The 22,761-nt window shown below is 73.0% G+C and carries 17 protein-coding genes and 1 pseudogene; 7 read left to right on the plus strand and 11 right to left on the minus strand.

The genetic code is table 11. The features are described from left to right. The first annotated feature begins 168 nt into the window (after positions 1-168). From BMZ50_RS03590 to BMZ50_RS03600, 3 genes are all read left to right on the plus strand, one after another. The gene (locus BMZ50_RS03590; RefSeq protein ID WP_091321349.1) at positions 169-1,320 is read left to right on the plus strand and encodes a zinc-dependent alcohol dehydrogenase; all 1,152 of its coding nucleotides are present in this window, start codon (positions 169-171) and stop codon (positions 1,318-1,320) included. A 16-nt stretch (positions 1,321-1,336) separates the two neighbouring features. Continuing rightward, entirely contained in the window at positions 1,337-1,921 is a 585-nt protein-coding gene (locus BMZ50_RS03595; RefSeq protein ID WP_091321351.1) for a hypothetical protein, read from the plus strand. Positions 1,922-2,148: 227 nt separating this feature from the next. Continuing rightward, positions 2,149-4,284, plus strand: a complete 2,136-nt coding sequence (locus BMZ50_RS03600) for a putative bifunctional diguanylate cyclase/phosphodiesterase (protein WP_091321352.1) — start codon at positions 2,149-2,151, stop codon at positions 4,282-4,284. A 97-nt stretch (positions 4,285-4,381) separates the two neighbouring features. On the opposite strand, the gene nrfD is transcribed toward BMZ50_RS03600, so the two are convergent. From nrfD to BMZ50_RS25345, 4 genes and pseudogenes are all read right to left on the minus strand, one after another. After that, positions 4,382-5,347: an NrfD/PsrC family molybdoenzyme membrane anchor subunit gene (gene nrfD / locus BMZ50_RS03605; protein WP_218146078.1), complete on the minus strand. Its 966-nt coding sequence runs from the start codon at positions 5,345-5,347 to the stop codon at positions 4,382-4,384. Continuing rightward, complete coding sequence (locus BMZ50_RS03610) at positions 5,344-6,387, minus strand: 4Fe-4S dicluster domain-containing protein (protein ID WP_091321354.1); 1,044 nt, start codon at positions 6,385-6,387, stop codon at positions 5,344-5,346. The genes nrfD and BMZ50_RS03610 overlap by 4 nt, the downstream gene beginning before the upstream one ends. Then, a pseudogene (gene fdh / locus BMZ50_RS03615) lies at positions 6,384-9,041 on the minus strand (formate dehydrogenase); the annotation flags it as partial. The gene BMZ50_RS03610 and the pseudogene fdh, both read right to left, overlap by 4 nt. A gap of 12 nt (positions 9,042-9,053) precedes the next feature. After that, entirely contained in the window at positions 9,054-9,638 is a 585-nt protein-coding gene (locus BMZ50_RS25345; RefSeq protein ID WP_091321358.1) for a dehydrogenase, read from the minus strand. Between the two features lie 309 nt (positions 9,639-9,947). Here BMZ50_RS25345 and BMZ50_RS03625 point away from each other — a divergent pair, with 309 nt between their 5' ends. The 4 genes from BMZ50_RS03625 (at position 9,948) to BMZ50_RS03640 (ending at position 15,192) form a co-directional block, all read left to right on the plus strand. Further along, the gene (locus BMZ50_RS03625) at positions 9,948-11,174 is read left to right on the plus strand and encodes a polysaccharide pyruvyl transferase family protein (RefSeq protein WP_091321910.1); all 1,227 of its coding nucleotides are present in this window, start codon (positions 9,948-9,950) and stop codon (positions 11,172-11,174) included. Then, complete coding sequence (locus BMZ50_RS03630; protein ID WP_091321360.1) at positions 11,101-12,588, plus strand: FAD-dependent oxidoreductase; 1,488 nt, start codon at positions 11,101-11,103, stop codon at positions 12,586-12,588. The genes BMZ50_RS03625 and BMZ50_RS03630 overlap by 74 nt, the downstream gene beginning before the upstream one ends. A 141-nt stretch (positions 12,589-12,729) precedes the next feature. Next, the gene (locus BMZ50_RS03635) at positions 12,730-14,460 is read left to right on the plus strand and encodes an MFS transporter (protein WP_091321361.1); all 1,731 of its coding nucleotides are present in this window, start codon (positions 12,730-12,732) and stop codon (positions 14,458-14,460) included. Positions 14,461-14,628: 168 nt separating this feature from the next. Beyond that, positions 14,629-15,192, plus strand: coding sequence for a hemerythrin domain-containing protein (locus tag BMZ50_RS03640; RefSeq protein ID WP_091321363.1), 564 nt, complete (start codon positions 14,629-14,631; stop codon positions 15,190-15,192). 265 nt (positions 15,193-15,457) lie between these two features. On the opposite strand, the gene BMZ50_RS03645 is transcribed toward BMZ50_RS03640, so the two are convergent. The 7 genes from BMZ50_RS03645 to BMZ50_RS03675 all read right to left on the minus strand — a co-directional run bounded on the left by BMZ50_RS03645 (position 15,458) and on the right by BMZ50_RS03675 (position 22,712). After that, positions 15,458-16,138, minus strand: coding sequence for a GntR family transcriptional regulator (locus tag BMZ50_RS03645; protein ID WP_091321365.1), 681 nt, complete (start codon positions 16,136-16,138; stop codon positions 15,458-15,460). Positions 16,139-16,248: 110 nt separating this feature from the next. Continuing rightward, positions 16,249-17,856 (minus strand): flavin-containing monooxygenase, encoded by a 1,608-nt coding sequence (locus tag BMZ50_RS03650; RefSeq protein ID WP_091321366.1) that lies wholly within the window; start codon positions 17,854-17,856, stop codon positions 16,249-16,251. A gap of 88 nt (positions 17,857-17,944) precedes the next feature. Continuing rightward, complete coding sequence (locus BMZ50_RS03655) at positions 17,945-18,883, minus strand: alpha/beta hydrolase (protein ID WP_091321368.1); 939 nt, start codon at positions 18,881-18,883, stop codon at positions 17,945-17,947. 163 nt (positions 18,884-19,046) lie between these two features. After that, on the minus strand, positions 19,047-19,802 hold the full coding sequence (locus BMZ50_RS03660; protein WP_091321370.1) for a succinate dehydrogenase/fumarate reductase iron-sulfur subunit: 756 nt from the start codon (positions 19,800-19,802) through the stop codon (positions 19,047-19,049). Further along, positions 19,799-21,625, minus strand: a complete 1,827-nt coding sequence (locus tag BMZ50_RS03665; protein WP_177212627.1) for a fumarate reductase/succinate dehydrogenase flavoprotein subunit — start codon at positions 21,623-21,625, stop codon at positions 19,799-19,801. Before BMZ50_RS03665 ends, BMZ50_RS03660 begins: the two co-directional genes overlap by 4 nt. Continuing rightward, the gene (locus BMZ50_RS03670; RefSeq protein WP_091321372.1) at positions 21,625-22,455 is read right to left on the minus strand and encodes a hypothetical protein; all 831 of its coding nucleotides are present in this window, start codon (positions 22,453-22,455) and stop codon (positions 21,625-21,627) included. The genes BMZ50_RS03665 and BMZ50_RS03670 overlap by 1 nt, the downstream gene beginning before the upstream one ends. Beyond that, the gene (locus tag BMZ50_RS03675; RefSeq protein WP_091321374.1) at positions 22,452-22,712 is read right to left on the minus strand and encodes a hypothetical protein; all 261 of its coding nucleotides are present in this window, start codon (positions 22,710-22,712) and stop codon (positions 22,452-22,454) included. Before BMZ50_RS03675 ends, BMZ50_RS03670 begins: the two co-directional genes overlap by 4 nt. Between the last annotated feature and the right edge of the window lie 49 nt (positions 22,713-22,761).

Consider the following 22,761-nt stretch of genomic DNA (forward strand, 5'->3'; position numbering starts at 1 on the left):
CGGCAGAACGACCGATTTCGGGGCGCGCCACGCTGGGCGGACCCGGCTCCGACTGGCCTCCGGATGCCGCGTGGCGCAAGGTCGAGGAGCCGGTGAGCCGGGCCGGCGGGCTGGACCGGAGCCGCGCGGTGCCCGGCACCGGACATCGCTCGCGAGGAGGCCGTACCGATGCGAGCAATGGTCTACCGAGGGCCCTACAAGGTCAGGGTCGAGGAGAAGGACGTCCCCCCGATCGAGCACCCGAACGACGCGATCGTCCGGGTGACGCTGGCCGCCATCTGCGGCTCGGACCTGCACCTATACCACGGGCTCATGCCCGACACCCGGGTCGGGATGACCTTCGGCCACGAGTTCATCGGCGTGGTGCACGAGGTCGGGTCGTCGGTCCAGAACCTGCAGCCGGGCGACCGGGTGATGGTGCCGTTCAACATCTACTGCGGCTCGTGCTGGTTCTGCAAGCGGGGACTGTTCGGCAACTGCAACAACACGAACGCCAACAACTACGCCGTCGGCGCCTACTACGGCTACTCGCACACCGCCGGGGGGTACGACGGCGCGCAGGCGGAGTACGTCCGCGTGCCCTTCGCCGACGTCGGCCCGAGCCGGATACCGGACTGGATGGACGACGAGGACGCCGTCACGCTGACCGACGCGTGCCCCACCGGGTACTTCGGCGCCCAGTGCGGCGACATCGTGGAGGGCGACGTGGTGATCGTGTTCGGGGCCGGGCCGGTGGGCCTGTACGCGGCGAGGTCCGCGTGGCTGATGGGCGCCGGCCGGGTGATCGTCATCGACCACCTCGACTACCGGCTGGAGAAGGCGCGCGAGTTCGCCTTCGCCGAGACCTACAACTTCACCCAGTACGGCGACATCGTCCTCGAGATGAAGAAGACCACCGACTTCTTCGGGGCCGACGTCGCCATCGACGCCGTCGGGTGCGAGGCCGACGGGGCCTTCTTCCAGCACGTCACCGCGGCCAAGCTCAAGCTGCAGGGCGGGGGATCGCCGGTGGCGCTGAACTGGGCGATCGACTCGGTCCGCAAGGGCGGGACGATCTCGGTGATGGGCGGCTACGGGCCCCTCTTCAGCAACGTCAAGACCGGCGACCTGATGAACAAGGGCATCACCCTGCACACCAACCAGTGCCCGGTGAAGCGCCAGTGGCCGCGGCTGTTCGACCACGTCCGCAACGGTTACCTCAAGCCCGGCGAGCTCGTCACCCACCGCGTCCCGCTGGAGCACATCGCGGAGGGGTACCACATCTTCTCTGCCAAGCTCGACGGCTGCATCAAGCCGCTCGTCGTCCCGACCGCGGTCTGAGCCGCAGGAGTCTGCCATGACCGACACAGGGCCCTACACCGCGCAGAAGCCCCCCATCGCCGAGTCGCCCGAGCGGCTGCGGGAGCGCATCCCCGGCTGGGGCGCCGACCTCGATCCGATCAACCGCCCGTCGGCGACCCGGCTGCAGTGGCAGGAGGACACCGGCGCGCACTGGGAGTTCCCCGAGCGTCAACCGGAGAAGTGGCCGCGGGAGCGGTCGGTCGAGCACAAGATGCTCACCCCGGTCTTCGGGACCGCCTGCCCGCCGAGGTGGCTGTCCGGCGCCATCCGGAGGTACTCGTACGCCAGGTACAGCGAGGGGCGGTCCGCACGCTGGCTGCTCTTCGTGCTCGCCGACCGCATCGACGCCTTCGAGAACCACGTGGAGTCCTTCCTCAGGCTGCGTCCGGACAACCCGATCACCGAGACCGGCGTGAAGAGCGAGTTCACCCACCACGGGTTGCGTTCCCGCCTGGGCCAGCACCGGGCGGACCTCAAGCACCAGCCGCTCGACCCGATCATCGTGGCCGGCCCGTGGGCGGCGGCCGCCGGCGGCGCGTACGTCGGCGCCCGCCGCCTCGTCGACTCCCTGCGGGGCTGACGCCGACCGCTGCTGCCCGCCGGGCCGATGATCGACCTGCCGCGGGGCTGGAGGGCCCGCGATCTGTTCGACCGGATGCTCGAGGAGCGGGCCTGACCCGCCCGGTGCGTCTCGAGGTCAGACGAGTGGTTCGGCGTCCTCACGATGGCGGCGGCGGCTGACCCGCGCGCATCACCCATATTGTGGAACCGGATCAAGCGGAAGGCCGGCGGTGTCGATGCTTCCGCATGACCCCGGCCCCGCTGCGCAGCACCGTCTACGAGTCGCTGTTCGTGCACGGCGTCGACGGGGTGCTCATCACCTCGGCCGATGGGCAGACCCTGGCGGCGAATGCGAGAGCCTGCGAGCTGCTGGGCTGGTCCGAGGCCGAGCTGCTCGAACTGGGCCGTGACGGGGTCGTCGACCAGGGGGACCGGCGATGGACCGAGGCGCTCGAGACGCGGGCCCGGGACGGCGCCTTCCGCGGCACGTTCCGGCTGCGGAGGAGGGACGGCACCAGTTTTCCCGCCGAGGTGACCACCGCGACCTTCCTCGACGGCGGCGTCCGCCGCGCCTTCGTCAGCTTCCGGGACATCACCGAGGCGGAGGCCGAGGCGGCGCGGACGGCGGAGACCAGGCGTGCAGCCGCGGAGGTCATCGACAGCCTCGAGGCCACCAGCGACATGTACATCGGCGTCGACGCCAGCTGGAGGGTGACCTACATCAACGCGCAGGCCGAGTTCCGGCTGGGCGTCGTCCGGGACCACGTCATCGGCGGTGACCTCTGGACGGTGTTCCCCACACTCCTCGGCACCCCCTTCGAGGAGGCCTACCGGCGGGTCGTCCGCACCGGTGCGCCCACGACCTTCGAGGAGCACTACGCGGCGGCCGACCTCTGGTGCGAGGTGCGTGTGTACCCGCTGCGCCGGGGCGGGATCGGCATCTACTTCCGCGACATCGCCGAGCGGCGGGCGATGGAGCAGGAGCGGGAGCGGCTGCTCCTCGCCGAGCGGCAGGCGCGCACCGTCGCCGAGCGGGCGCAGCTCGACCTGGCGCACCGGGCCAGCCACGACGAGCTGACCGGGCTGCTCAACCGCGCCGGGCTGGTGCAGCACGTCGCGTCCGTCCAGGCCAAGTGGCCGGCAACCGGGCTGACCGTCCTGTTCATCGACCTCGACCGGTTCAAGCTGGTGAACGACAGCCTCGGGCACGGCACCGGCGACCACCTGCTGGCCGCCTTCGCGCGGCGCCTGGCGGCGCTGGCCGGCCCGACGGACATGGTCGCCCGCTTCGGCGGCGACGAGTTCGTCGTGGTGATGTTCGACGTCCCGACCGCGGCGGCCGCCCGGATGGCCGAGGCGGTGATCGCCACCAGCCGCGAGCCGGTGGACATCGGCGCCCGCCTGCTGGTCACCGCGAGCGTCGGGCTCTCCTCGGCCGCCGGGCCCGCCGACCTGGACACCCTGCTCCGGGAGGCCGACGCGGCGCTGTACCGGGCGAAGGACGCCGGCCGGGAGCAGTTCGCCTGGTTCGACGAGCAGATGCACCGGGACTCGGTGCACCGGGTGCAGACCGAGCAGGACCTGCGCCAGGCCCTGGACCGGGACGAGTTGCTGGTGGAGTACCAGCCCGCCTTCGACCTGAGGTTCGAGCGGATCAGCCACGTCGAGGCCCTGGTCCGCTGGCAGCACCCCCTGCGTGGCCTCGTCCCCCCGCTGGACTTCATCCCCGTCGCCGAGGAGTCCGGGCTCATCCAGCGGGTCGGCGAGTGGGTGCTCGCCCGCGCCGTCGCGCAGGCCACGCGGTGGAGCCACATCCCCGATCTGCGGGTGTGGGTCAACGTGTCCCCGCACCAGCTGGCCGACGCCGGCCTGCCGGAGCGGCTCGCCGCGCAGTTGCACCGCGCCGGCCTGCCCGGCGATCGCCTCGGGATCGAGGTGACCGAGTCCGCCCTGGCCGACGTGTCGCGACTGGCCGAGGTGCTGGGCCGGATCCGGGCGCTCGGCGTGGCGATCGCCATCGACGACTTCGGCACCGGCTACAGCTCCCTCGCCCGGCTCAACGCCCTCCCCGTGGACGTCATCAAGATCGACCAGATGTTCGTCGCCGACCTGGGCACGGCGCGCGGGGAGGCCGTGGTGGCCGGCATCGTGACCCTCGCGCACGCCATCGGCGCCGAGGTCATCGCCGAGGGGGTCGAGACGCTGCCGCAGCTGACGACGCTCAGCGCCCTGGGGGTGGACTCCGCCTGCGGCTACCTGCTCGCCCGCCCCTCGGCGCCAGAACACCTGCCCATGACGGTCCCGGCCGAGTCGTCCTTCTGCTGGCGGGCCGGGATGCACCCCTCGGTGGCGAGGGTGCCGCCCGGGCTGCGCCCGCACTGACCGTCCGGGCTCTGCCCGCACCCGCCGTCGCCCCCGGTTCCAGACCGGGAGCGCGGGGGAATCCCTGACGGCCCGGTCGCGTGAGGGGCGCTGACGGTCAGCCGCTGACCGCCCGGTCGCGCCCGGCGGCCTCCAGGGCCTGCCGCTGCGGCACCACCACGTACCGGGGGTCCTTGGTGGACTCGACGCCGGCCTCGAAGACCCCGAACCGCTGCAGCGCGCTGCCGGCCAGCAGGGCGATCCCGGACACGGCGGCGCCGATCCTGCTGCGCGGCGCGGCGAGCACGGTGCCCGCCAGCCCGGCGGCGGTGAGCAGGTCGGCGCCCCTGCGGCGGCGTCCGGCCGCACCGTGGTGGTACACCTCCCGGATCAGGCCCATGCGCCGCTCCATCACCTGGGACGCCACGAGCTCTCCGGCCGCGCCGATCGCCGCGAAGGCGCGGGCCGGGCCGGCCTCCGACGGCGGGGCGGCCACCATGCCGAAGCCGCCGCCGCTGGCCGCCGCGGACCCGGCGAACACGAACGGCAGCTCCTCGCGGACCTCCTGCCAGCCGGGCACGGCCGTCTGGGACAGCAGCGCGGCGGTGTACGTGGCCACGCCGGGCGCGGTTGCGGCCGAGGCGAGACCGACGCCACGGGAGACCGTGCGCAGCAGCCGGGCCGGCCAGGACGACCGCCACCGCTCCGGCAGCAGCTCCCAGATCGCGGCCGCGGCCACGCCGGGCCCGAAGGCGGTCAGCAGCCAGGTGCCCATGCTCATCGGCGAGGTCGGCTTGGCCACCCGCAGCATGTGGTGGAACCGCTCCGGCCGCCCAAGGTCGGCGACGAGCAGCACGATGCTGCTGAGCAGGGCCCCGAAGGAGCCGAGCCAGCAGGCGCGGCGCAACCGGCCGGCCCCGACGACGTCGGCGCCGGCCGCCAGGACGGCCGTCCCGGCGGCCAGCCCGCCGGTGAACAGGTAGGCGGGGACGGGCCACTCCCAGACCGGCGCCTTGATCACCGGGCGGCCGTAGTAGGAGCGGGCCTCGGCCGGCGGTGCCGCGTTCTCCGGCAGCTCGCTCACGGCCGGTTCCCGACCGCGGCGGAGACGAACGCCCCGATCGCGGCGAGGGCGAACGCCCCGGCGGCCGCGCCCACCCGGCGCCAGATCTGGGGGGCGTAGCGGGTGGGGACGACCGGTGCGGGCGGCATCCCGTACACCTCGGGGTCGTCCAGCAGCAGGAACAGCGAGCCGTGCCCGCCCACCCCGTCGCCGGGGTCGCGGCCGTAGAGCTGGGCCTCCTCCACGCCCTGCTGGTGCAGGTCGGCCAGCCGGCGATCGGCGCGCTCGCGCAGCTCGTCGAGGTCGCCGAACTGGATGGACTCGGTCGGGCACGCCTTGGCGCAGGCGGGGGTCAGGCCGTCGTGCAACCGGTCGTAGCACAGCGTGCACTTGTGCGCCCGGCCATCCAGCGGGCTGCGGTCGATCACCCCGTACGGGCACCCGCTCACGCAGTACCCGCAGCCGTTGCAGATGTCCTGCTGGACGACGACGGTGCCGAACTCGGTGCGGAACAGCGCCCCGGTCGGGCAGACGTCCAGGCAGCCCGCGTGCGTGCAGTGCTTGCACACGTCCGACTCCATCAGCCAGCGGAAGTCGGTGCGGGTCTCCGCGCCGGTGCCGTCCCCGGGGCGGGTGAACGTCGGCATGCCCAGGTCCTGGACGGCGCCCCCGGGTGCTGTGGGGAGCGGTGTCGTGCCGAGCTCGGAGCCACCGCGGGGAGCGGCCCGCAGCCGGGGTTCGACCTCGGCGGTCATCTCGTCGAGGAGCGCCCAGCCGTCGCCCTGCTGCCCGGCCGGGCGCCGCTGCTCCACGAAGGCGACGTGGCGCCACGAGTTCGCGCCCAGCATCCCGGTGTTGTCGAAGGACATGCCCAGCAGGTCCAGGCCGTCGTCGGGGACGTCGTTCCACTCCTTGCAGGCCACTTCGCACGCCTTGCAGCCGATGCAGACCGACGTGTCGGTGAAGAAGCCGACGCGTGGCGGCGGCTCGTCGTACCCGTTGGCCCGGGCGAGGGCGTCCGGCGGTTCCGCCAGCTCTCTGGTCACGGCGTCGCTGGTCATGGCATCTCCCTGGGGACTGCCGTTCCGGACGTGGTTCCCGCGACAGCGGGACCGCCCGCGCGGGCGCGCAGCGAGTCGAGGCGGCCGGTCGGTTGGGCTCCGTGCGGGCGCGGGCCCCGGCGGATGTCGCAGGTGGCGACCTTGCTCTCCTGGATCAGGACGTTGGGGTCGGCGACGACGCCGAGGAGGTCGTTGACCACGTCGCCGGTGACCAGCCCGGTGGGCCCCCAGTGGTAGGGGAGCCACACCTGGTGCACGACGCGCCCGTCCAGGCGCAGCGGGGCCATCCGGTCGGTCACGTACACGCGGGCCTCGACCGCGCTCCGGCTGGTGACGACGTGCGCCACACCCAGGTGGGTCAGCCCCCGCATCCGCGCCAGCTCGGGGGAGACCTCGACGAACAGTTCGGGCTGCAGCTCGGAGAGGTGGGGCAGCTGCCGGCTCATCGCGCCGGCGGTGTGGTGCTCGGTGAGCCGGGCGGCGGTGAGCACGAACGGGAAGACCTCGCCGTGGGCCTCCGGGGGCGACGGGTTGTACGGGTTTTCCGGCCGCGGGTAGACCCGCCGCGTCGGGTTGCTCTGCTGGCCGTAGAGGGGGTTGCGCATCGGCGACTCGTGCGGCTCGTAGTGGGTCGGCAGTGGCCCGTCGCACAGGCCCTGCGGCGCGAACAGCCAGCCCTTGCCGTCGCCCTGCATGATGAACGGGTCGTCGCCGCGCAGCGCCTCGGGCCCACGCGCGCCCTCCGGAGGGACGTGGCCGGGCGGGGTGGTGGCCGGGAAGTCCGGGACGTCGTAGCCGGTCCACCGGCCGGCCGCGGGGTCCCACCAGAGCAGCTTCTTGCGCTCGCTCCAGGGCCTGCCGTCCGGGTCGGCCGAGGCCCGGTTGTACAGCACCCGGCGGTTGCCGGGCCACGTCCAGCCCCACGCCGGGTCGTAGGGGCCCTGCTCGTCGTGTGGTTTGCGGTGCGCCGCCTGGTTCTGCTCGTGGGCGTACACCCCGCAGTACTGCCAGCAGCCGCAGGCGGTGGTGCCGTCGGCGCGCAGCTGCGCGGCGCCGTCGACGGTGCGCCCGGTGGTGAGGTCGAGGCCGTTGATGTGCCGGAGCACGTCGTCGGGATCCGGCTCCTCGTGCGCCCCGCTGCCCTCCAGCCGGTAGTCCCAGGCGAGCCGCTGCAGCGGCTCGTCGCGGGGGTCGGTCGAGTCGGTCAGCCGGTCGCGGATCCGGCAGTGGAGCTGGTGGAAGAACCACGCGTCGGAGCGCTGGTCGCCGACCGGGTCGACGGCCTTCTCCCGCCACTGGAGCATCCGCTGGGTCTGGGTGAACGTCCCGGCCTTCTCCACGTGCGACGCCGCCGGGAGGAAGAACACCTCGGTGCGGCACTGCTCCGGGACGATCTCCCCGGTCTCGATCTCGGGGGCGTCCTTCCAGAAGGTGGCGGTCTCGAGCATCGTGAGGTCGCGGACGACCAGCCAGTCCAGGTTGGCCAGCCCGAGGCGCTGCAGCCGGCCGTTCGCCGAGCCCACGGCGGGGTTCTGGCCCATGACCAGGTAGCCGAACACCCGGCCGTCGATCATGTCCATCGTCGTCCGGTAGGTGCCGTGGTCGCCGTTGATCCGCGGCAGCCAGCCGTAGCCGAAGTCGTTCTCGGGGGTCGCCGCGTCGCCGAACCACTCCTTGAGCAGTGAGATCAGGTAGGCGTCCGCGCCCTGCCAGTAGCCCTTCTGGCCTCGGGCGCGCATCGCGTCGAGGTAGGCCGCGAGATCCGGATGGCGGTCGGCGTCGGGCATCGGCAGGTAGCCGGGCAGCAGGTCGAAGAGCGTGGGGATGTCGGTGGACCCCTGGATGTTGGCGTGCCCCCGCAGCGCGTACACGCCGCCGCCCGGGCGGCCGACGTTGCCCAGCAGCAGCTGCACGATCGCGCCGGCGCGGATGTTCTGCGCGCCGACGGTGTGCTGCGTCCAGCCGACGCTGTAGACCAGCGCCGCGGTGCGGTCGCGGCCGGAGTTCGCCGTCCAGGCCCGGCAGACCTCGAGGAAGCGGTCCTGCGGGACGCCGCAGATCCGCTCGACCATCTCCGGCGTGTAGCGGGAGAAGTGCCGCTTGAGGATCTGGAAGACGCACCGCGGGTGCTGCAGCGTCGGGTCCTCGGCGATCCGCGCCGGCATGTCGATGGGCGGGCCGCCCATGCCCGACTCCATCGGGCGGGTCGGGTGGTGGCCCGCGCCCTCGTACCCCCAGCTGCTGCTGTCGTAGCGCGCCCTCCCGGGCTCGTAGCCGCTGAACAGGCCGTCGAGGTCCTCGGTGTCGGCGAACTCCTCCCGCACGAGGAACGCGGCATTCGTGTACGCCTGCACGTACTCCCGGAAGTCGAGGTCGTTGCCGAGGATGTGGTTGATCACGCCGCCGAGGAAGGCGATGTCGGTGCCGGCCCGGATCCGGACGTACTGGTCGGCGTGCGCGCTGGTCCGGGTGAATCGCGGGTCGACGTGGATCACCCGCGCGCCGCGCTGCTTGGCTTCCATCACCCACTGGAACCCGACCGGGTGGCACTCGGCCATGTTCGAGCCCATGATCACGATGCAGTCGGAGTTGACCAGGTCCTGCTGGTAGTCGGTCGCCCCGCCACGGCCGAAGCTGGTCCCCAGACCGGGGACGGTGGCGGAGTGCTATATGCGGGCCTGGTTCTCGATCTGCACCGCGCCCATGGCGGTCCACAGCTTCTTGAAGAGGTAGTTCTCCTCGTTGTCCGTCGTCGCCCCGCCGAGACCGGCGATGCCCATGGTGCGGCGCAGCACGCTCCCGTCGGCGTCGGTGTCCTGCCAGCCGCGCCGGCGGGCGTCGAGCATCCGGTCGGCGATCATGTCCATCGCCGTGTCCAGCGGCAGGTCGCTCCACTCGGTGGCGTACGGCGCCCGGTAGCGGACGCGCTGTTCCCGCTGCGGCCCGGTGACCAGCTGCAGGCTGGCCGACCCCTTGGGGCACAGCCGGCCCCGGGAGATGGGGGAGGCGGGGTCACCCTCGATCTGGGTCACCCGGCCGTCCTTCGTGTAGACCAGCTGCGCGCAGCCCACGGCGCAGTAGGGGCAGACCGATCGCGCCGGTGGCTCGGCCGCCGAGGTCCGTGCATGCAGTTGCCGGGAGCGCGGGGACTGCGCGGCCGCCCCGCGCCCCGTGCGGTCGGGGCCGGTGAGCTGGCGGTAGACGGGCCAGGAGTCGAGCCAGCGGTGGAGCCGGCCGGTCGGCTTCGTCATCGTCGTCCCCCGAGCTCACGTGTCGGGTGCTGCCCACCGATCCCGGGCATCCGGACTCGACCCCGGGGACCCCCGACGCTAGCTCGCACCCCGGCCGCCGGGCATGGGCCGTTCGTCCCGAGTGAGCCGATCCGCGTGCGGGTAACGCCTCGGACAGCGTCTGCCTCTCAGCGGCTTCCCGAATCGCGGGCGCCGGCCGCTTCCCCTACCCCCGCCCGATGCGCATGCGCGCCGGGCAGGTCGTGACGACCCGGGGCCCAGCCACCGACCGGGGGCGCACGACCGGTACCACCCGGACAGGAGCACGGAATGGCAAGAATCGGACTGCTCGGCTCCTACGGCGGTCTGAACGTCGGTGACGAGGCGATCCTGACCTCCATGCTGGCCTCGTTGCGGGAGGCCGCCCCGTTCGCCGAGACCGTGCTCTTCTCCCGCGACGCCGCGCACAGCCGGGACGCCCACGAGGTGGACCGGGCCATCGACGCCCGCCGGGGGTTCTGCGACGCGGTGGACGAGGAGATCTCCCGGCTGGACGTCCTCGTGATCGGCGGCGGCGGCCTGCTGTACGACGGCGAGGCCACCGAGTACCTCCGGCACGTGCGGACGGCGCACCGGTACGGGGTGCCGACGGTGGCCTACGCCCTCGGTGCCGGGCCGCTCACCACGCCCGAGGACCGCCGCGTCGTGCGCGAGGTGCTCACGGACATGACCCGGGTGACCGTCCGGGACGAGGACAGCAAGCGGGTCCTGCAGGAGGTGGGGGTCGACCGCCCCGTCCACGTGGTGGCCGACCCGGCGCTGCTGCTCGTGCCGGAGCCCTTCCCGGCCGATGCGCTCGCCGGCGAGGGGGTCGACACCTCGGGCCGCATGATCGCGATCTCCGTGCGGGAGCCCGGCGGGGCGGCGCCGGGGCTCGCGGCCGAGTCCCACCACTCGACGCTCGCAGCGGTGGCGGACTTCGCGGTGCACCGCTACGCGGGGCAGATCGTGTTCATCCCCATGGAGCGCGGTGACGTCCGCGAGAGCCATGCCGTGCTGTCCCACATGGTGGCCCCGGACCGGGCCCGCGTGCTGCACGGCTCGTACACGCCATGCGAACTGCTCGGCCTGATGCAGCACATGGACCTGGCCGTCGGCATGCGGCTGCACTTTCTGATCTTCGCGGCGATCTCCGGGGTGCCCTTCCTGCCGCTGCCCTACGCCGGCAAGGTCACCGAGCTGGCCCGGGCGCTGGGCGTCCCGACGCCGGACAGCCTCGACCGGGCCGCGGTCGGCCCGCTGCTGTCGGCCCTCGACCGGATCTGGGACGAGCGGAACGAGCACGGGCGCCGGGTACGGGCCCGGACCGAGAAGCTCAAGCCCCGGGCTGCCGCGGCGCTGCAGCACGTCCTGGACCTGCTGTCCGGGCCGTCGCGGGCGGCGCCCGCGGCCGACGGCCTGAACCCCGAGAAGGGAGTTCGGCGTGCCCCCGTTGACCCGGCCGGCAGGAGCGGAGCGGCTGACGCTGCCCCCGCGCTCAGCGCTGCACGCGGCTGAGGCCGACGTCCTCGTCGTCGGCGGCGGGCCGGCCGGCCTCGGGGCCGCGCTGGCGTCGGCCGACGCCGGGGCCGACGTCGTCCTCGTCGAGCGGTACGGGTTCCTGGGCGGGAACGCGACGGCGGCACTGGTGATGCCGTGGATGTCCTTCCACACCCGCCGTCCGCGGCCGCCGCGGATGGGCGACGTGGGGCTGTTCCCCACCGACCACGGCGAGGGCGAGCCGGTCGTGGCCGGCAAGCACGTGGAGGTCATCGACCGGCTGATCGAGGCCGGTGGCGCCGTTCCGCCCTCGGCCGAGACCGGCTACACCGTCCCGTTCGACCCGGAGGTGTTCAAGCAGGTCGCGCTCGACCTGCTCGACGGCGCCGGCGTGCGCTACCTGCTGCATGCGTTCGCCAGCGGGGTCCGCACCGAGGGCCGGGCCGGTGAGGTGGTGTTCGAGACCAAGTCCGGGCCGCTGGTCCTCTCCGCGCGGGCGACGGTGGACTGCACGGGGGACGGCGACATCGCGGCGGCCGCCGGGGCGCCGTTCGAGATCGGCCGCGAGCGCGACGGGCTGGTGCAGCCGATGACGCTGATGTTCCGCATGGTCGGCTACGACGAGGACGCGTTCGGCCGGTACGTGGCCGAGCACCCCGACCAGTGGCGCAGCGTCCACGGGCTGTGGGATCTGGTCGAGGAGGCGACCGCCGCGGGCGACCTGGACCTGCCCCGCGAGGACATCCTGTTCTTCGGGACGGCGCACCCGGGGGAGGTGGCGGTCAACTCGACCCGGGTCTCGCAGGTCTTCGGCACCGACGTCTTCGACCTCACCCACGCCGAGGCGGTGAGCCACCGCCAGATGGCCCAGGTCGCGGCCTTCCTCCGCGACTACGTGCCCGGCTTCGGCGAGTCCTACGTCGTGCAGAGCGGCGTGCAGGTCGGTGTCCGGGAGACCCGGCGCATCCTGGGCGACTACCTGCTCACCGGCGAGGACATCCTGATCGCCCGCAAGTTCGACGACGTGATCGCCCGCGGGACCTACCCGGTCGACATCCACAACCCCAACGGCAGGGGCACCGTGCTGCGCTCGGTGCCGGCCGGGGACGCCTACGACATCCCCCTGCGCTGCCTGCTGCCGCGAGACGTCGACGACCTGCTGACCGCCGGCCGCTGCATCTCCGGCACCCACGAGGCGCACTCGTCCTACCGGGTCACCCCGACCGCGATGGCGACCGGGCAGGCCGCCGGCGTCTGCGCGGCGCTGGCCGCCACCTCGGGGCGCCCACCGCGGCAGGTCGAGGTCGCCGCCGTGCAGGCCGAGCTGGTCCGTCAGGGCGCGGACCTGGGGGCGCGCCGACGCGAGGTCGGGACGCGCGGCGGGCGTGCGCCGGCCGGCCGGGTGGGCAGGAACCAGCGCTCCGGAGCGTGAGCCGGGACCACGGCGCTGTCCCGATGAGCTCGGCCTGCTCCGCGACCCTGCGGGCGAACTCACCGACCGCGGTGGGCTCCGGCGCCACCATTGGGGCCGCGACGGTTGCGTGGGCCGGGTGCGCATGGGTAGAGCCCGGGGATGGTCGACGTCGTGGACGTCCGCCGGGACGCACCCCGCGTGGAGCCCCCCGCAACCGACGGCTCGTCGGCGTGGGCGCCCTTGCGGCGACCCTGGTTCCGGGCCCTGTGGATCGCGCAGTTCGTCGCCAACGCCGGCACCTGGGCCCAGACGGTCGGCGCGCAGTGGCTCATGGGCGACCTCGGGGGCTCCGCGCTGCAGATCGCCCTCGTGCAGACGGCAGCGACGCTGCCGGTGTTCCTCCTGGTGATCCCCGCCGGCGCGCTCGGCGACGTCGTCGACCGGCGACGGCTGCTGCTGCTCAGCCAGACGCTGATGCTGCTGTCGGCCGCTGCCCTGGCCGTCCTCACCGCGGCCGGCGCGGTCACGCCGAACGGACTGCTCACCCTCACGGCGTTGCTGGCCGTCGGTCAGGCGCTGGCCGCACCCTGCTTCCAGGCGATCCAGCCCGAGTTGGTGGAGCGCGACGAGCTGCCCCAGGCCGCGCTGCTCAACGGCGCCAATGGCAACGTCGCCCGGGCCGTCGGGCCGGCGATCGGCGGCCTGCTCATCGCCCAGGCCGGTCCGGCCGCAGCGTTCGCCATGAACGCGGTGTCCTTCCTCGGCGTCATCGCCGTGCTGTACCGCTGGCCGCGCGAACTCATCCCGCAGCCGCTGGGTGCCGAACCGATCCGGCAGGCGATCCGCGCGGGGATGCGGTACGTGCGCAGCGCTCCCGCGTTCAGCAGCGTGCTCGCCCGGTCGGCGATGTTCATGGTGTTCGCCAGCGGGTTGTGGGCGCTGCTGCCCGCCCTGGCCCGTGGCCCGCTGGACCTCGGGCCCAACGGGTACGGCGGGCTGCTGGCCGCGGTGGGGCTGGGAGCGGTGGTGGGGACGGTCGTGCTGCCGCGGCTGCGCGAGCGGCTCGGCACGCCGGTGCTGCTCCTCGGCACGACCCTGGCGTACGCCCTGGCGGTCGCCGTGGTGGGCCTGGCCACCTCACTGGAGGCGGTCGTGGCGGCCCTGGTCCTGGCGGGGCTCAGCTGGGTCGCCGTGCAGTCCACCTTCGGCGCCACGGCCCAGCTGCTGCTGCCCACGTGGGCCCGGGCCCGTGCGCTGGCCTACTTCCAGCTGGTCTTCATGGGCGGGCAGGCCCTCGGTGCCGTGGCCTGGGGCCTGGTGGCGGACACGCTCGGCCTCACCGCGGCGTTCCTCCTGCCCGCCGGGGGACTGGTCCTGACCGCCCTGTTGAGCCTGCTGCAGGTGCCGCTGCGCTTGGACGAGGACGTCCGGCACAGCGAGCTCCCGTGGCCGCAGCCGCCGTCGGCCCTGCACTGGGCCGACGACGCCGGCCCCGTCCTGGTCACGGTGGAGTGGCGGGTCCGCGGCTCCGACGTCCCCGAGTTCCTCGTCGTCATGCGGGAGCTCGGCCGGGCCCGCCGCCGCACCGGGGCCTTCCTGTGGGGGGTGTTCCAGGACGCGGACAACCCGGAGCTGTTCCTGGAGACGTTCACCGTCAGCACCTGGCACGAGCATCTCCGCCAGCACGTCGAGCGTGGAACGGTCGCCGACGCCATCCTGGAGGAACGCGCCCGCAGTTTCCTCTCCGGCGGCACCGAGCCGGTCGTCCGGCACCTGGTGTGGGCCTATGCGGTGCCGTCGGCCCTGCCCGACATCGAGCCCGAGGTCCTGCCGCACGCGCACCCCGAACCGACCCCGAGCGCCGGGCCGGCGGCGGCCGACCCACCGTGACCGGCTGCGGGCCCGACGCCGGTCCAGGGCCGCTGTCGATCGGCCGGCTGACCGATGCCGCCGGCCGGGACCCACGGGCAGGATCGGCTGCGTGGCAGTCCCGTGCGGGCGGCGGGTGACCGGAGCCGGTCGCTGTGCCGTCCCGGCAGCGAGAGGAAGGTGCGGGGCATGACCGGTGGACGAGAGACGACCGACGACGCCAGCGACGTCGTCGACTTCCTGCTGGACCAGCACCGGCAGATCCGGGGGTTGCTGGCCGAGGTACTGGACCGCAGCGGGCCGGAGCGGCAGCGCGCTTTCGACGAGGTGCGGGAGATGCTGGCCCGGCACGAGACGGGCGAGGAGATGATCGTCCGCCCGCTCACCCGCAAGGCGCCCGACGGTCGCGTCGTCGCCGACGAGCGGATGGCCGAGGAGAACGAGGCCAAGCGGGTCCTGGCCGACCTGGAGAAGATGGAGGTCGACAGCAACGAGTTCGTCGTGCGGTTCACCGCGTTCCGCCAGGCCGTGCTCGAGCACGCCGAGGCCGAGGAGCGCGAGGAGTTCCCGCTGCTGCGGCAGACCACCGACCCGCACGCACTGATCGCAGCCCGCGACCGGGTCCGGCGCGCCGAGCAGCTGGCCCCCACCCATCCGCACCCCAGCGCGAAGACCACGGTGGCGAACTACGTCGCCGGCCCGTTCGCGGCGATGCTGGACCGGGCCCGCGACGCGCTCTCCCGGGGCAGCTGACCGGCGGGGCCGCGCCCGCTGCCGCCGAGGAAGGGTGACCGGTGGTCGGCGAAGTCCGCCGACACCGTGGGCCCGCGCGACCGGACGGTGAAAGCTCGTGACGCGGCGGGGTTTGAGCGGTCACCGTGACGGGCAGGGCGCGCGCACCGGCCCCGGCGTGGCCGTGAAGCCCCCGCGCCGGGGCCGTGTCATGCCACCGGTGCGACGGAGCCGAGGCGGGCCGAACCGGACCACCTCCGTCGGCGGCCGGCACCGAGCGCCCAGGTCAGCAGCCGGGCGGCCGGAAGAGCATGGTCTCCACCAGGGCCCGGTACTCGACGTAGATCTGCCGATAGCGGGCGACGGCGTCGGCCGGGCGATCGGCCTCCAGCAGCTCGAGGGTCTCGCGGTAGCCGGTCACCCAGACCTGCCAGATGTCGTCGCCCGCGCTGGTCGCGATCAGCCGCAGGGTGCGGGCGACGACCAGGTCCACGTGGGTCTGCAGTTCCCGGTTGCCGCTGGCGAGGATGACGATCGTGCTGAAGTCCGCGCCCGCGGCCGAGGCTGCGGGCAGGTTCCCGGCCCGCAGGTTGGCCACGAACTCGTCCAGCCGGACGCGCATGCGCTGGAGGTGCGAGGGGGTCAGGTTGGGAACGCCCCACTCGAAGCCGGCGCAGGCCAGCACGGCCATGACGTCGATGAGTTCCAGCGCGTTCTTCTGCGTCACCTGGGTGACCCGTCGGCTCCGGTTGGGGGCGATGTCGATGAGCCCCTCGGCGGCGAGCTGGGCGATGGCCTCCCGGACCGGCGTGATGCTCACGCCCAGCCGGGCGGCGACCTCGGCGTCCTTGAGGACGGTGCCGGGCGGGAGGACGCCGGTGACGATCTCCGTGCGGATCCGGCGCAGCACGGCCTCGCGCCGGGTCGGCGGCATGGTGAAGGCTTCGTCGGCCGGGGGGTCCGCCATCCGCGCCACCTCCCTGTCCGGGGACGGGGCCGACCGAGGCGATCCCCCCGTCGGTGGGCACGCGGGGCCGCCCCTCGCCATTCTGGCGACGGGGCGGCCCGACGTCGCGCTCAGGCGGGGGTGAGCGTGAATCCCCGGTAGCCGTCGGCCGCGACCTGGTCGCACTGCTGACGGTAGGTCCCCACGCCGCCGATGTAGGCCATGAACACCCGTGGCTTGCCGGGCACGTTGGAGCCCATGTACCAGGAGTCGGCCGTGGGGTAGAGGGTGTACGCGCCGACCTCGGCGACGTGCTCGACCCAGGCGTCCTCCGCCTCCGTGGTCGTCTCGATCGCGGTCTTGCCGTGCTCCTGCATCCAGGTGATGCAGTCGGTGACCCAGTCGACGTGCTGCTCGATGGACACGATCATGTTGCTGAGCACCGACGGGCTGAGCGGGCCGGTGATGGTGAACAGGTTGGGGAACCCGGCGATGGCCAGCCCCAGGTAGGTGCGCGGGCCCTCACCCCACTTCTCCTTGAGGGACAGGCCGTTCCTCCCGCGGATGTCGATCGCGGCCAGTGCGCCGGTCATCGCGTCGAAGCCGGTGGCGAAGACGATCGCGTCGAACTCGTACTCCTGCTCCGAGGTGCGAACGCCCCGCTCGGTGAGCTCGACGAGGGGGGTCTTGCGCACGTCGACGAGGTGGACGTGCTCCTTGTTGAAGGTCTCGTAGTACCCGGTGTCGAGGCACGGGCGCTTGGTCCCGTAGGGGAAGCTGCGCGGCGACAGCGTCTCGGCGAGCTCGGGGTCCTTGACGATCCGGCGGATCTTGTCGCGCACGAACTCGGCCGCGGTGTCGTTGGCCTCCTTGTTCGTGAGCGTGTCCGTGTAGGAGCCGAGGATGGCGACCAGGTTCCCCTGGTCCCAGCCGTCCTGGTAGACGGCGTTGCGCTCCTCCTCGGACACCTCGAGGGCGGAGTGGGTGGCCGGCCGCACCGGGACGCCGAAGGCGGAGGTGCGCTGCGCCTCGCGCCAGGCCCGGTAGTTGGCCTTCATCTCCCGGATCTCGTCCTCGGTCAGCGGCCGGTTGCCCGCCGGCATGCTGAAGTTCGGCGTGCGCTGGAAGACCGTGAGGTCGGCCGCCTGCTCGGCGAGGATCGGGATGGACTGGATCCCCGAGGACCCGGTGCCGATGACGCCGACCCGCTGCCCGGTGAAGTCCACGCCGTCGTGCGGCCAGTGCCCGGTGTGGTACGTCGGCCCCTGGAAGCGGTCCAGGCCGGGGACCTCGGGCGTCTTCGACGCCGACAGGCATCCGGTGGCCATGATCAGGAACCGGGCGTCCACGACGTCGCCGCTGTCGCTGATGACCAGCCAGCGGCCGGTCGTCTCGTCGTAGGCCGCGCTGGTCACCCGCGTGCCGAAGGTGATGTCCCGGCGCAGGTCGAACCGGTCGGCGACGTGCCTGACGTACTTCAGGATCTCGGGCTGGGTGGGGTACTTCTCGGTCCAGGTCCACTCCTGCTCGAGCTCCGGGGAGAACGAGTACGAGTAGGACATGCTCTCCACGTCACAGCGGGCGCCCGGGTAGCGGTTCCAGTACCAGGTGCCGCCGACGTCGTCGGCTGCCTCCAGGACCCGGACGGACAGCCCGGCCTCCCGCAGGCGGTGCAGTTGGTAGAGGCCGGAGAGGCCGGCGCCGACGATGACGGCGTCGACGGTGCGTGGTTCGGACATGAGAGCTCCTGTCGGCGGACGTCGTCGTCCGCGCTGCTCGGGATCGTGGCGATGCCGGGGGAGGGGGTGGGCGGACGGCGGCGCGCCGTCAGGCGGAGGTGCTGCCGGAGAGGCGGGAGTCGAGCTGCTCGACGACGTGCTGGAGGGCCGCGGCCGCGCCCGGGAGCACGTTGGGCATGGTGAAGAAGCCGTGCATCTGGCCGGGGAACCGGCGCAGGTCGACCGGGACGCCGGCGGCCCGCATCGCCTCGGCGTACGCCTCGCCCTCCTGGCGGAGGACGTCGTGCTCGGCGGTGATGACGACTGCCGGCGGCAGCCCGGACAGGTCGGCCACGCGCAGCGGCGAGGCATCCGGTGCGGTCCGGCAGGACTGGTCCGGGGCGTAGTGGTCCCAGAACCAGACCATGGCCTCGCGGGTCAGCAGCAACTGGTTATCCGGGTCGCGGTAGGTCTCGTTGTCCAGGTCGCAGTCGGTCACCGGGTAGACCAGCACCTGCAGGGCGATGGCCGGGCCGCCCTCCCGGGCGCGCTGGGCCACGACGGCGGACAGGTTGCCGCCCGCGCTGTCGCCCATCACCACCAGCGGCGCGCCGTCGGCGGCCAGCTCGCCCAGGTGGTCGGCGACCCACTCCAGCGCGGTGTAGGCGTCCTCGGCCGCCGCCGGGTAGCGGTGCTCGGGAGCGAGGCGGTAGTCGACCAGCACCACGGTCGACGACGACTTCTCCGCGAGCTGCCGGCCGAGCGTGTCGAACTCGTCCAGGGCGCCGATCACCCAGCCGCCGCCGTGGTAGTAGACGATCACCGCGCGGGGCGCCTCGTCGGGGACGAGGACCCGGGCGGGGATGCTGCCGTGCGGGGCCGGGATGGAGATGTCCTCCACCCGGGCCATCTCCGGCCCGGGGCCGTAGAGCTCCCGGAGCGCCCCGCCGAACCCGCGCGCCTCCTCGGGGGTCATCTCGTGCAGAGGCTTTCCGCCGCTCTCGGCCATCTGCTGCAGCAGCGCGGACGTCGCCTGGTCCAGTGCCATGGGCTCTCCTCGGGGAGGGGTGGAGCGCTCGTCCCGATCCGCCGGCGACGCAGCGCCTGTGATGCACATCACACTGCAGGATGCATCCTGCAGTCAACGGGCCTCGCTGCCGCGGCGCGATCCGCCCGCGTCGCCGTCCCCGGGCCGATCCCGGCCGCCCCGGTCAGTCCCGCGGGCGCCTGCGGATCTTGGATCCCAGCCAGGTGAGCGGGTCGTACCTGCGGTCCACCACCCGCTCCTTGAGCGGGATGATGCCGTTGTCGGTGAGGTGGATGTTCTCCGGGCACACCTCGGTGCAGCACTTGGTGATGTTGCAGTAGCCGAGGCCGAAGTCCTCCTGGGCGGCGTCCCGGCGGTCGCGCACGTCCAGCGGGTGCATGTCCAGCTCGGCCAGCCGGATGAGGAAGCGGGGGCCGGCGAAGACCGCCTTGTTCTCCTCGTGGTCGCGGACGACGTGGCAGGTGTCCTGGCAGAGCCAGCACTCGATGCACTTGCGGAACTCCTGCGGCCGCTCGACGTCGACCTGCTGCATCCGGTGGTTGCCGTCGGCGTCCCGCGGCCGCGGGGTGAACGCCGGGATCTGCGCGGCCTTCTCGTAGTTGAACGACACGTCGGTGACCAGGTCCCGGATGACCGGGAAGGTGCGCAGCGGCGTGACGGTCACCGTCTCGTCCTCGGCGAACGTGCTCATCCGGGTGAGGCACATCAGCCGCGGGCGGCCGTTGATCTCCGCGCTGCAGGACCCGCACTTGCCCGCCTTGCAGTTCCACCGGACGGCGAGGTCGCCGGCCTGGGTGGCCTGCAGCCGGTGGACGATGTCGAGGACCACCTCACCCTCGTTCACCTCGACGGTGAAGGTCTGCAGGTCGCCGCCTGCGGCGTCGCCCCGCCAGATCCGGACGGTCGCGTCGTAGCTCATGCGCTGACCTCGTCGAAGATCTCGGCCAGCTCGGCGGGCATCCCGGGCAGCGGCCGCTGGCGCACCGCCACCGTGCCGTCTGCGGCCAGCGTGCAGACCAGGTTGGTGCGGGCCCACTCGTCGTCCGCCGTCGGGAAGTCGTCGCGGGTGTGCCCGCCCCGGCTCTCCCGCCGCTCGAGGGCCGCCCGCGCGATGCACTCGCTGACGATCAGCATGTGCGGAAGGTCCAGCGCCAGGTGCCATCCGGGGTTGTACTGCCGGTGCCCGTCGACGGAGAGGTTCGCGACCCGCTGCTTGAGGGCGACGATCCGCTCGAGCGCCTCCTTCATCTCCGGTTCCGTGCGGATGATCCCGACCAGGTCGTGCATCGTCTGCTGCAGGTCGTGCTGCACGGTGTAGGCGTTCTCGCCGCCGTCCCGCTCGAACGGGGCCAGCGCCGCGCGGGCCGCATCGGCCAGCGCCCCGTCGGACAGGGCGACCCGGTCGGCATGGCGGGACGCGTGCTCGGCCGCGGCCGCGCCGGCCCGCCGTCCGAAGACCAGCAGGTCGGACAGGGAGTTGCCGCCGAGCCGATTGGACCCGTGCATCCCGCCGGCCACCTCACCCGCGGCGAACAGGCCCGGCACCCCGGCGGCCGCGCTGTCGGGATCGACCTCCACCCCGCCCATCACGTAGTGGCAGGTGGGGCCGACCTCCATCGCCTCGGCGGTGATGTCGACGTCGGCCAGCTCCTTGAACTGGTGGTACATCGACGGCAACCGCTTGCGGATGTAGTCCGGGGACCGGCGCGAGGCGATGTCGAGGAACACCCCGCCGTGCGGCGACCCGCGCCCGGCCTTCACCTCGCTGTTGATCGCGCGGGCGACCTCGTCGCGGGGGAGCAGCTCGGGCGGGCGCCGGTTGTTCTTCTTGTCGGTGTACCAGCGGTCGGCCTCGGCCTCGGTCTCCGCGGTCTCCTTGCGGAAGAAGTCGGGGATGTAGTCGAACATGAACCGGTTGCCGGCGGCATTCTTCAGCACCCCGCCGTCGCCGCGGACGCTCTCGGTGACCAGGATCCCGCGCACCGATGGCGGCCAGACCATCCCGGTGGGGTGGAACTGCACGAACTCCATGTTCACCAGCCCCGCGCCGGCCTGGAGCGCGAGCGAGTGGCCGTCGCCGGTGTACTCCCACGAGTTCGAGGTGACCTTGTAGGCCTTGCCGATCCCGCCGGTGGCGAGCACGACCGACGGGGCCTGCCAGGCGATGAAGCGCCCCGACTCCCGCCAGTACCCGAACGCGCCGGTGATGGCTCCGTGATCACCCGCCCCGCCGCCGCCCCCGCCCTCGGTGAGCAGCCGGGTGACCGTGCACTCCATGAACACGTCGATGCCGAGCGCGACGGTGCGCTGCTGCAGGGTGCGGATCAGCTCCAGCCCGGTGCGGTCGCCGACGTGCGCCAGGCGGGCGTAGCGGTGGCCGCCGAAGTCGCGCTGGCTGATCAGGCCGTCCGGCGTCCGGTCGAACAGCGCGCCCCAGTCCTCCAGCTCGCGGACCCGGTCGGGCGCCTCCTGCGCGTGCAGCTGGGCCATCCGCCAGTGGTTGAGCATCTTCCCGCCGCGCATCGTGTCGCGGAAGTGCACCCGCCAGTTGTCCTCGGGGTAGGCGTTGGCCATCGCCGCGGCGATGCCGCCCTCGGCCATGACGGTGTGCGCCTTGCCGAGCAGCGACTTGCACACCACCGCCGTGCGGGCACCCGCCTCGTGCGCCGCGATCGCCGCCCGCAGGCCGGCCCCGCCCGCGCCGACCACGACGACGTCGTACTCGTGTCTCTCGAGCTCCATCAGAAGAACCTCGGGTCCGTGATCGTGCCGGTGGCCAGCAGGAAGATGTAGAGGTCGGCGAAGGCGACGCCGAACAGCGAGACCCACGCGATCTGCATGTGCCGGGCGTTCAGCCGCGAGACCGCCGTCCAGAACCGGTAGCGCAGCGGGTGCCGGGAGAAGGAGTTGAGCCGGCCGCCCACGATGTGCCGGCAGGAGTGGCAGGACAGCGAGTACAGCCACAGCAGGGCCGCGTTGGCCAGCAGGACGACGGTGCCCAGGCCCATGTGCCCCCAGGCGCCGGTCTCGTCGCGGAAGGCGAGGATCGCGTCGTAGGTGAGGACGACGTTGAAGACCAGCCCGAGGTAGAAGAAGTAGCGGTGCACGTTCTGGGCCAGCAGCGGCAGCCGCGTCTCGCCGGTGTAGCGCCGGTGCGGCTCGGTGACCGCGCACGCCGGCGGCGAGAGCCAGAAGGACCGGTAGTAGGCCTTGCGGTAGTAGTAGCAGGTCAGCCGGAAGCCCAGCGGCACGATCAGGATGTAGATCGCCGGGGAGATCCAGGCCGGCCCGGTGAACAGCTCCGGGAAGGTGTCGCCCTCGCAGGCCGTGGTCAGGCACGGTGAGTAGAACGGCGAGATGTAGGGCTCGGCGAAGTAGTGGTCGTTCTGGAAGGCGCGGAACGTCGACCAGGCGACGAAGGCCACCAGCGCGGCGACGGTGAGCAGCGGCTCGAGCCACCAGCGGTCGGTGCGCAGCGTCCGCGCCGCGATCGCCGCGCGGCGGGGAGCGGCGGAGCCGTTCCCGCCGCCGGGGGTGACCGCCCCGGTCCGGCGGGGGGCGGTGGCGGTCACGGGACCCTGCGGGCGGCCCCGCCGACGCCCTCGGGGTAGCCGTCGTCCCACAGGACGGCGGCGTAGGACCGGTCCGCGACCTCCGCTCCGCGCGCGGCCCCGCAGAGCAGGGTGAGGTCGTCGCGCAGCCGGGCGATGTCGGCCTTCAACCGGCGCGCGTCCACGGTGTCACCGAAGTGCCTCGCGAGCGGGCCGCACGCCTGCTCGAGGGCATCGACGGCTCGGCGAGCCGCCGCCACGTCCTGCTCCAGTGACATCGCTGCCCCCAGATCGGTGGGAACGCCGCCGTCGCGGCGGGGGAAGGCA

Source organism: Geodermatophilus ruber, from assembly GCF_900114385.1.
Taxonomy (GTDB): domain Bacteria; phylum Actinomycetota; class Actinomycetes; order Mycobacteriales; family Geodermatophilaceae; genus Geodermatophilus; species Geodermatophilus ruber.

What these genes read in the sequence shown, in the direction of transcription:
- BMZ50_RS03635 (WP_091321361.1), top strand. Translation starts at nt 12,730, where the DNA reads ATGGTCGACGTCGTGGACGTCCGCCGGGACGCACCCCGCGTGGAGCCC.
- BMZ50_RS03625 (WP_091321910.1), top strand. Translation starts at nt 9,948, where the DNA reads ATGGCAAGAATCGGACTGCTCGGCTCCTACGGCGGTCTGAACGTCGGT.
- BMZ50_RS03660 (WP_091321370.1), bottom strand. Translation starts at nt 19,802, where the DNA reads ATGAGCTACGACGCGACCGTCCGGATCTGGCGGGGCGACGCCGCAGGC.
- BMZ50_RS03645 (WP_091321365.1), bottom strand. Translation starts at nt 16,138, where the DNA reads ATGGCGGACCCCCCGGCCGACGAAGCCTTCACCATGCCGCCGACCCGG.
- BMZ50_RS03665 (WP_177212627.1), bottom strand. Translation starts at nt 21,625, where the DNA reads ATGGAGCTCGAGAGACACGAGTACGACGTCGTCGTGGTCGGCGCGGGC.
- BMZ50_RS03650 (WP_091321366.1), bottom strand. Translation starts at nt 17,856, where the DNA reads ATGTCCGAACCACGCACCGTCGACGCCGTCATCGTCGGCGCCGGCCTC.
- BMZ50_RS03675 (WP_091321374.1), bottom strand. Translation starts at nt 22,712, where the DNA reads ATGTCACTGGAGCAGGACGTGGCGGCGGCTCGCCGAGCCGTCGATGCC.
- BMZ50_RS03655 (WP_091321368.1), bottom strand. Translation starts at nt 18,883, where the DNA reads ATGGCACTGGACCAGGCGACGTCCGCGCTGCTGCAGCAGATGGCCGAG.
- BMZ50_RS03595 (WP_091321351.1), top strand. Translation starts at nt 1,337, where the DNA reads ATGACCGACACAGGGCCCTACACCGCGCAGAAGCCCCCCATCGCCGAG.
- BMZ50_RS25345 (WP_091321358.1), bottom strand. Translation starts at nt 9,638, where the DNA reads ATGACGAAGCCGACCGGCCGGCTCCACCGCTGGCTCGACTCCTGGCCC.
- BMZ50_RS03600 (WP_091321352.1), top strand. Translation starts at nt 2,149, where the DNA reads ATGACCCCGGCCCCGCTGCGCAGCACCGTCTACGAGTCGCTGTTCGTG.
- BMZ50_RS03640 (WP_091321363.1), top strand. Translation starts at nt 14,629, where the DNA reads ATGACCGGTGGACGAGAGACGACCGACGACGCCAGCGACGTCGTCGAC.
- BMZ50_RS03610 (WP_091321354.1), bottom strand. Translation starts at nt 6,387, where the DNA reads ATGACCAGCGACGCCGTGACCAGAGAGCTGGCGGAACCGCCGGACGCC.
- BMZ50_RS03590 (WP_091321349.1), top strand. Translation starts at nt 169, where the DNA reads ATGCGAGCAATGGTCTACCGAGGGCCCTACAAGGTCAGGGTCGAGGAG.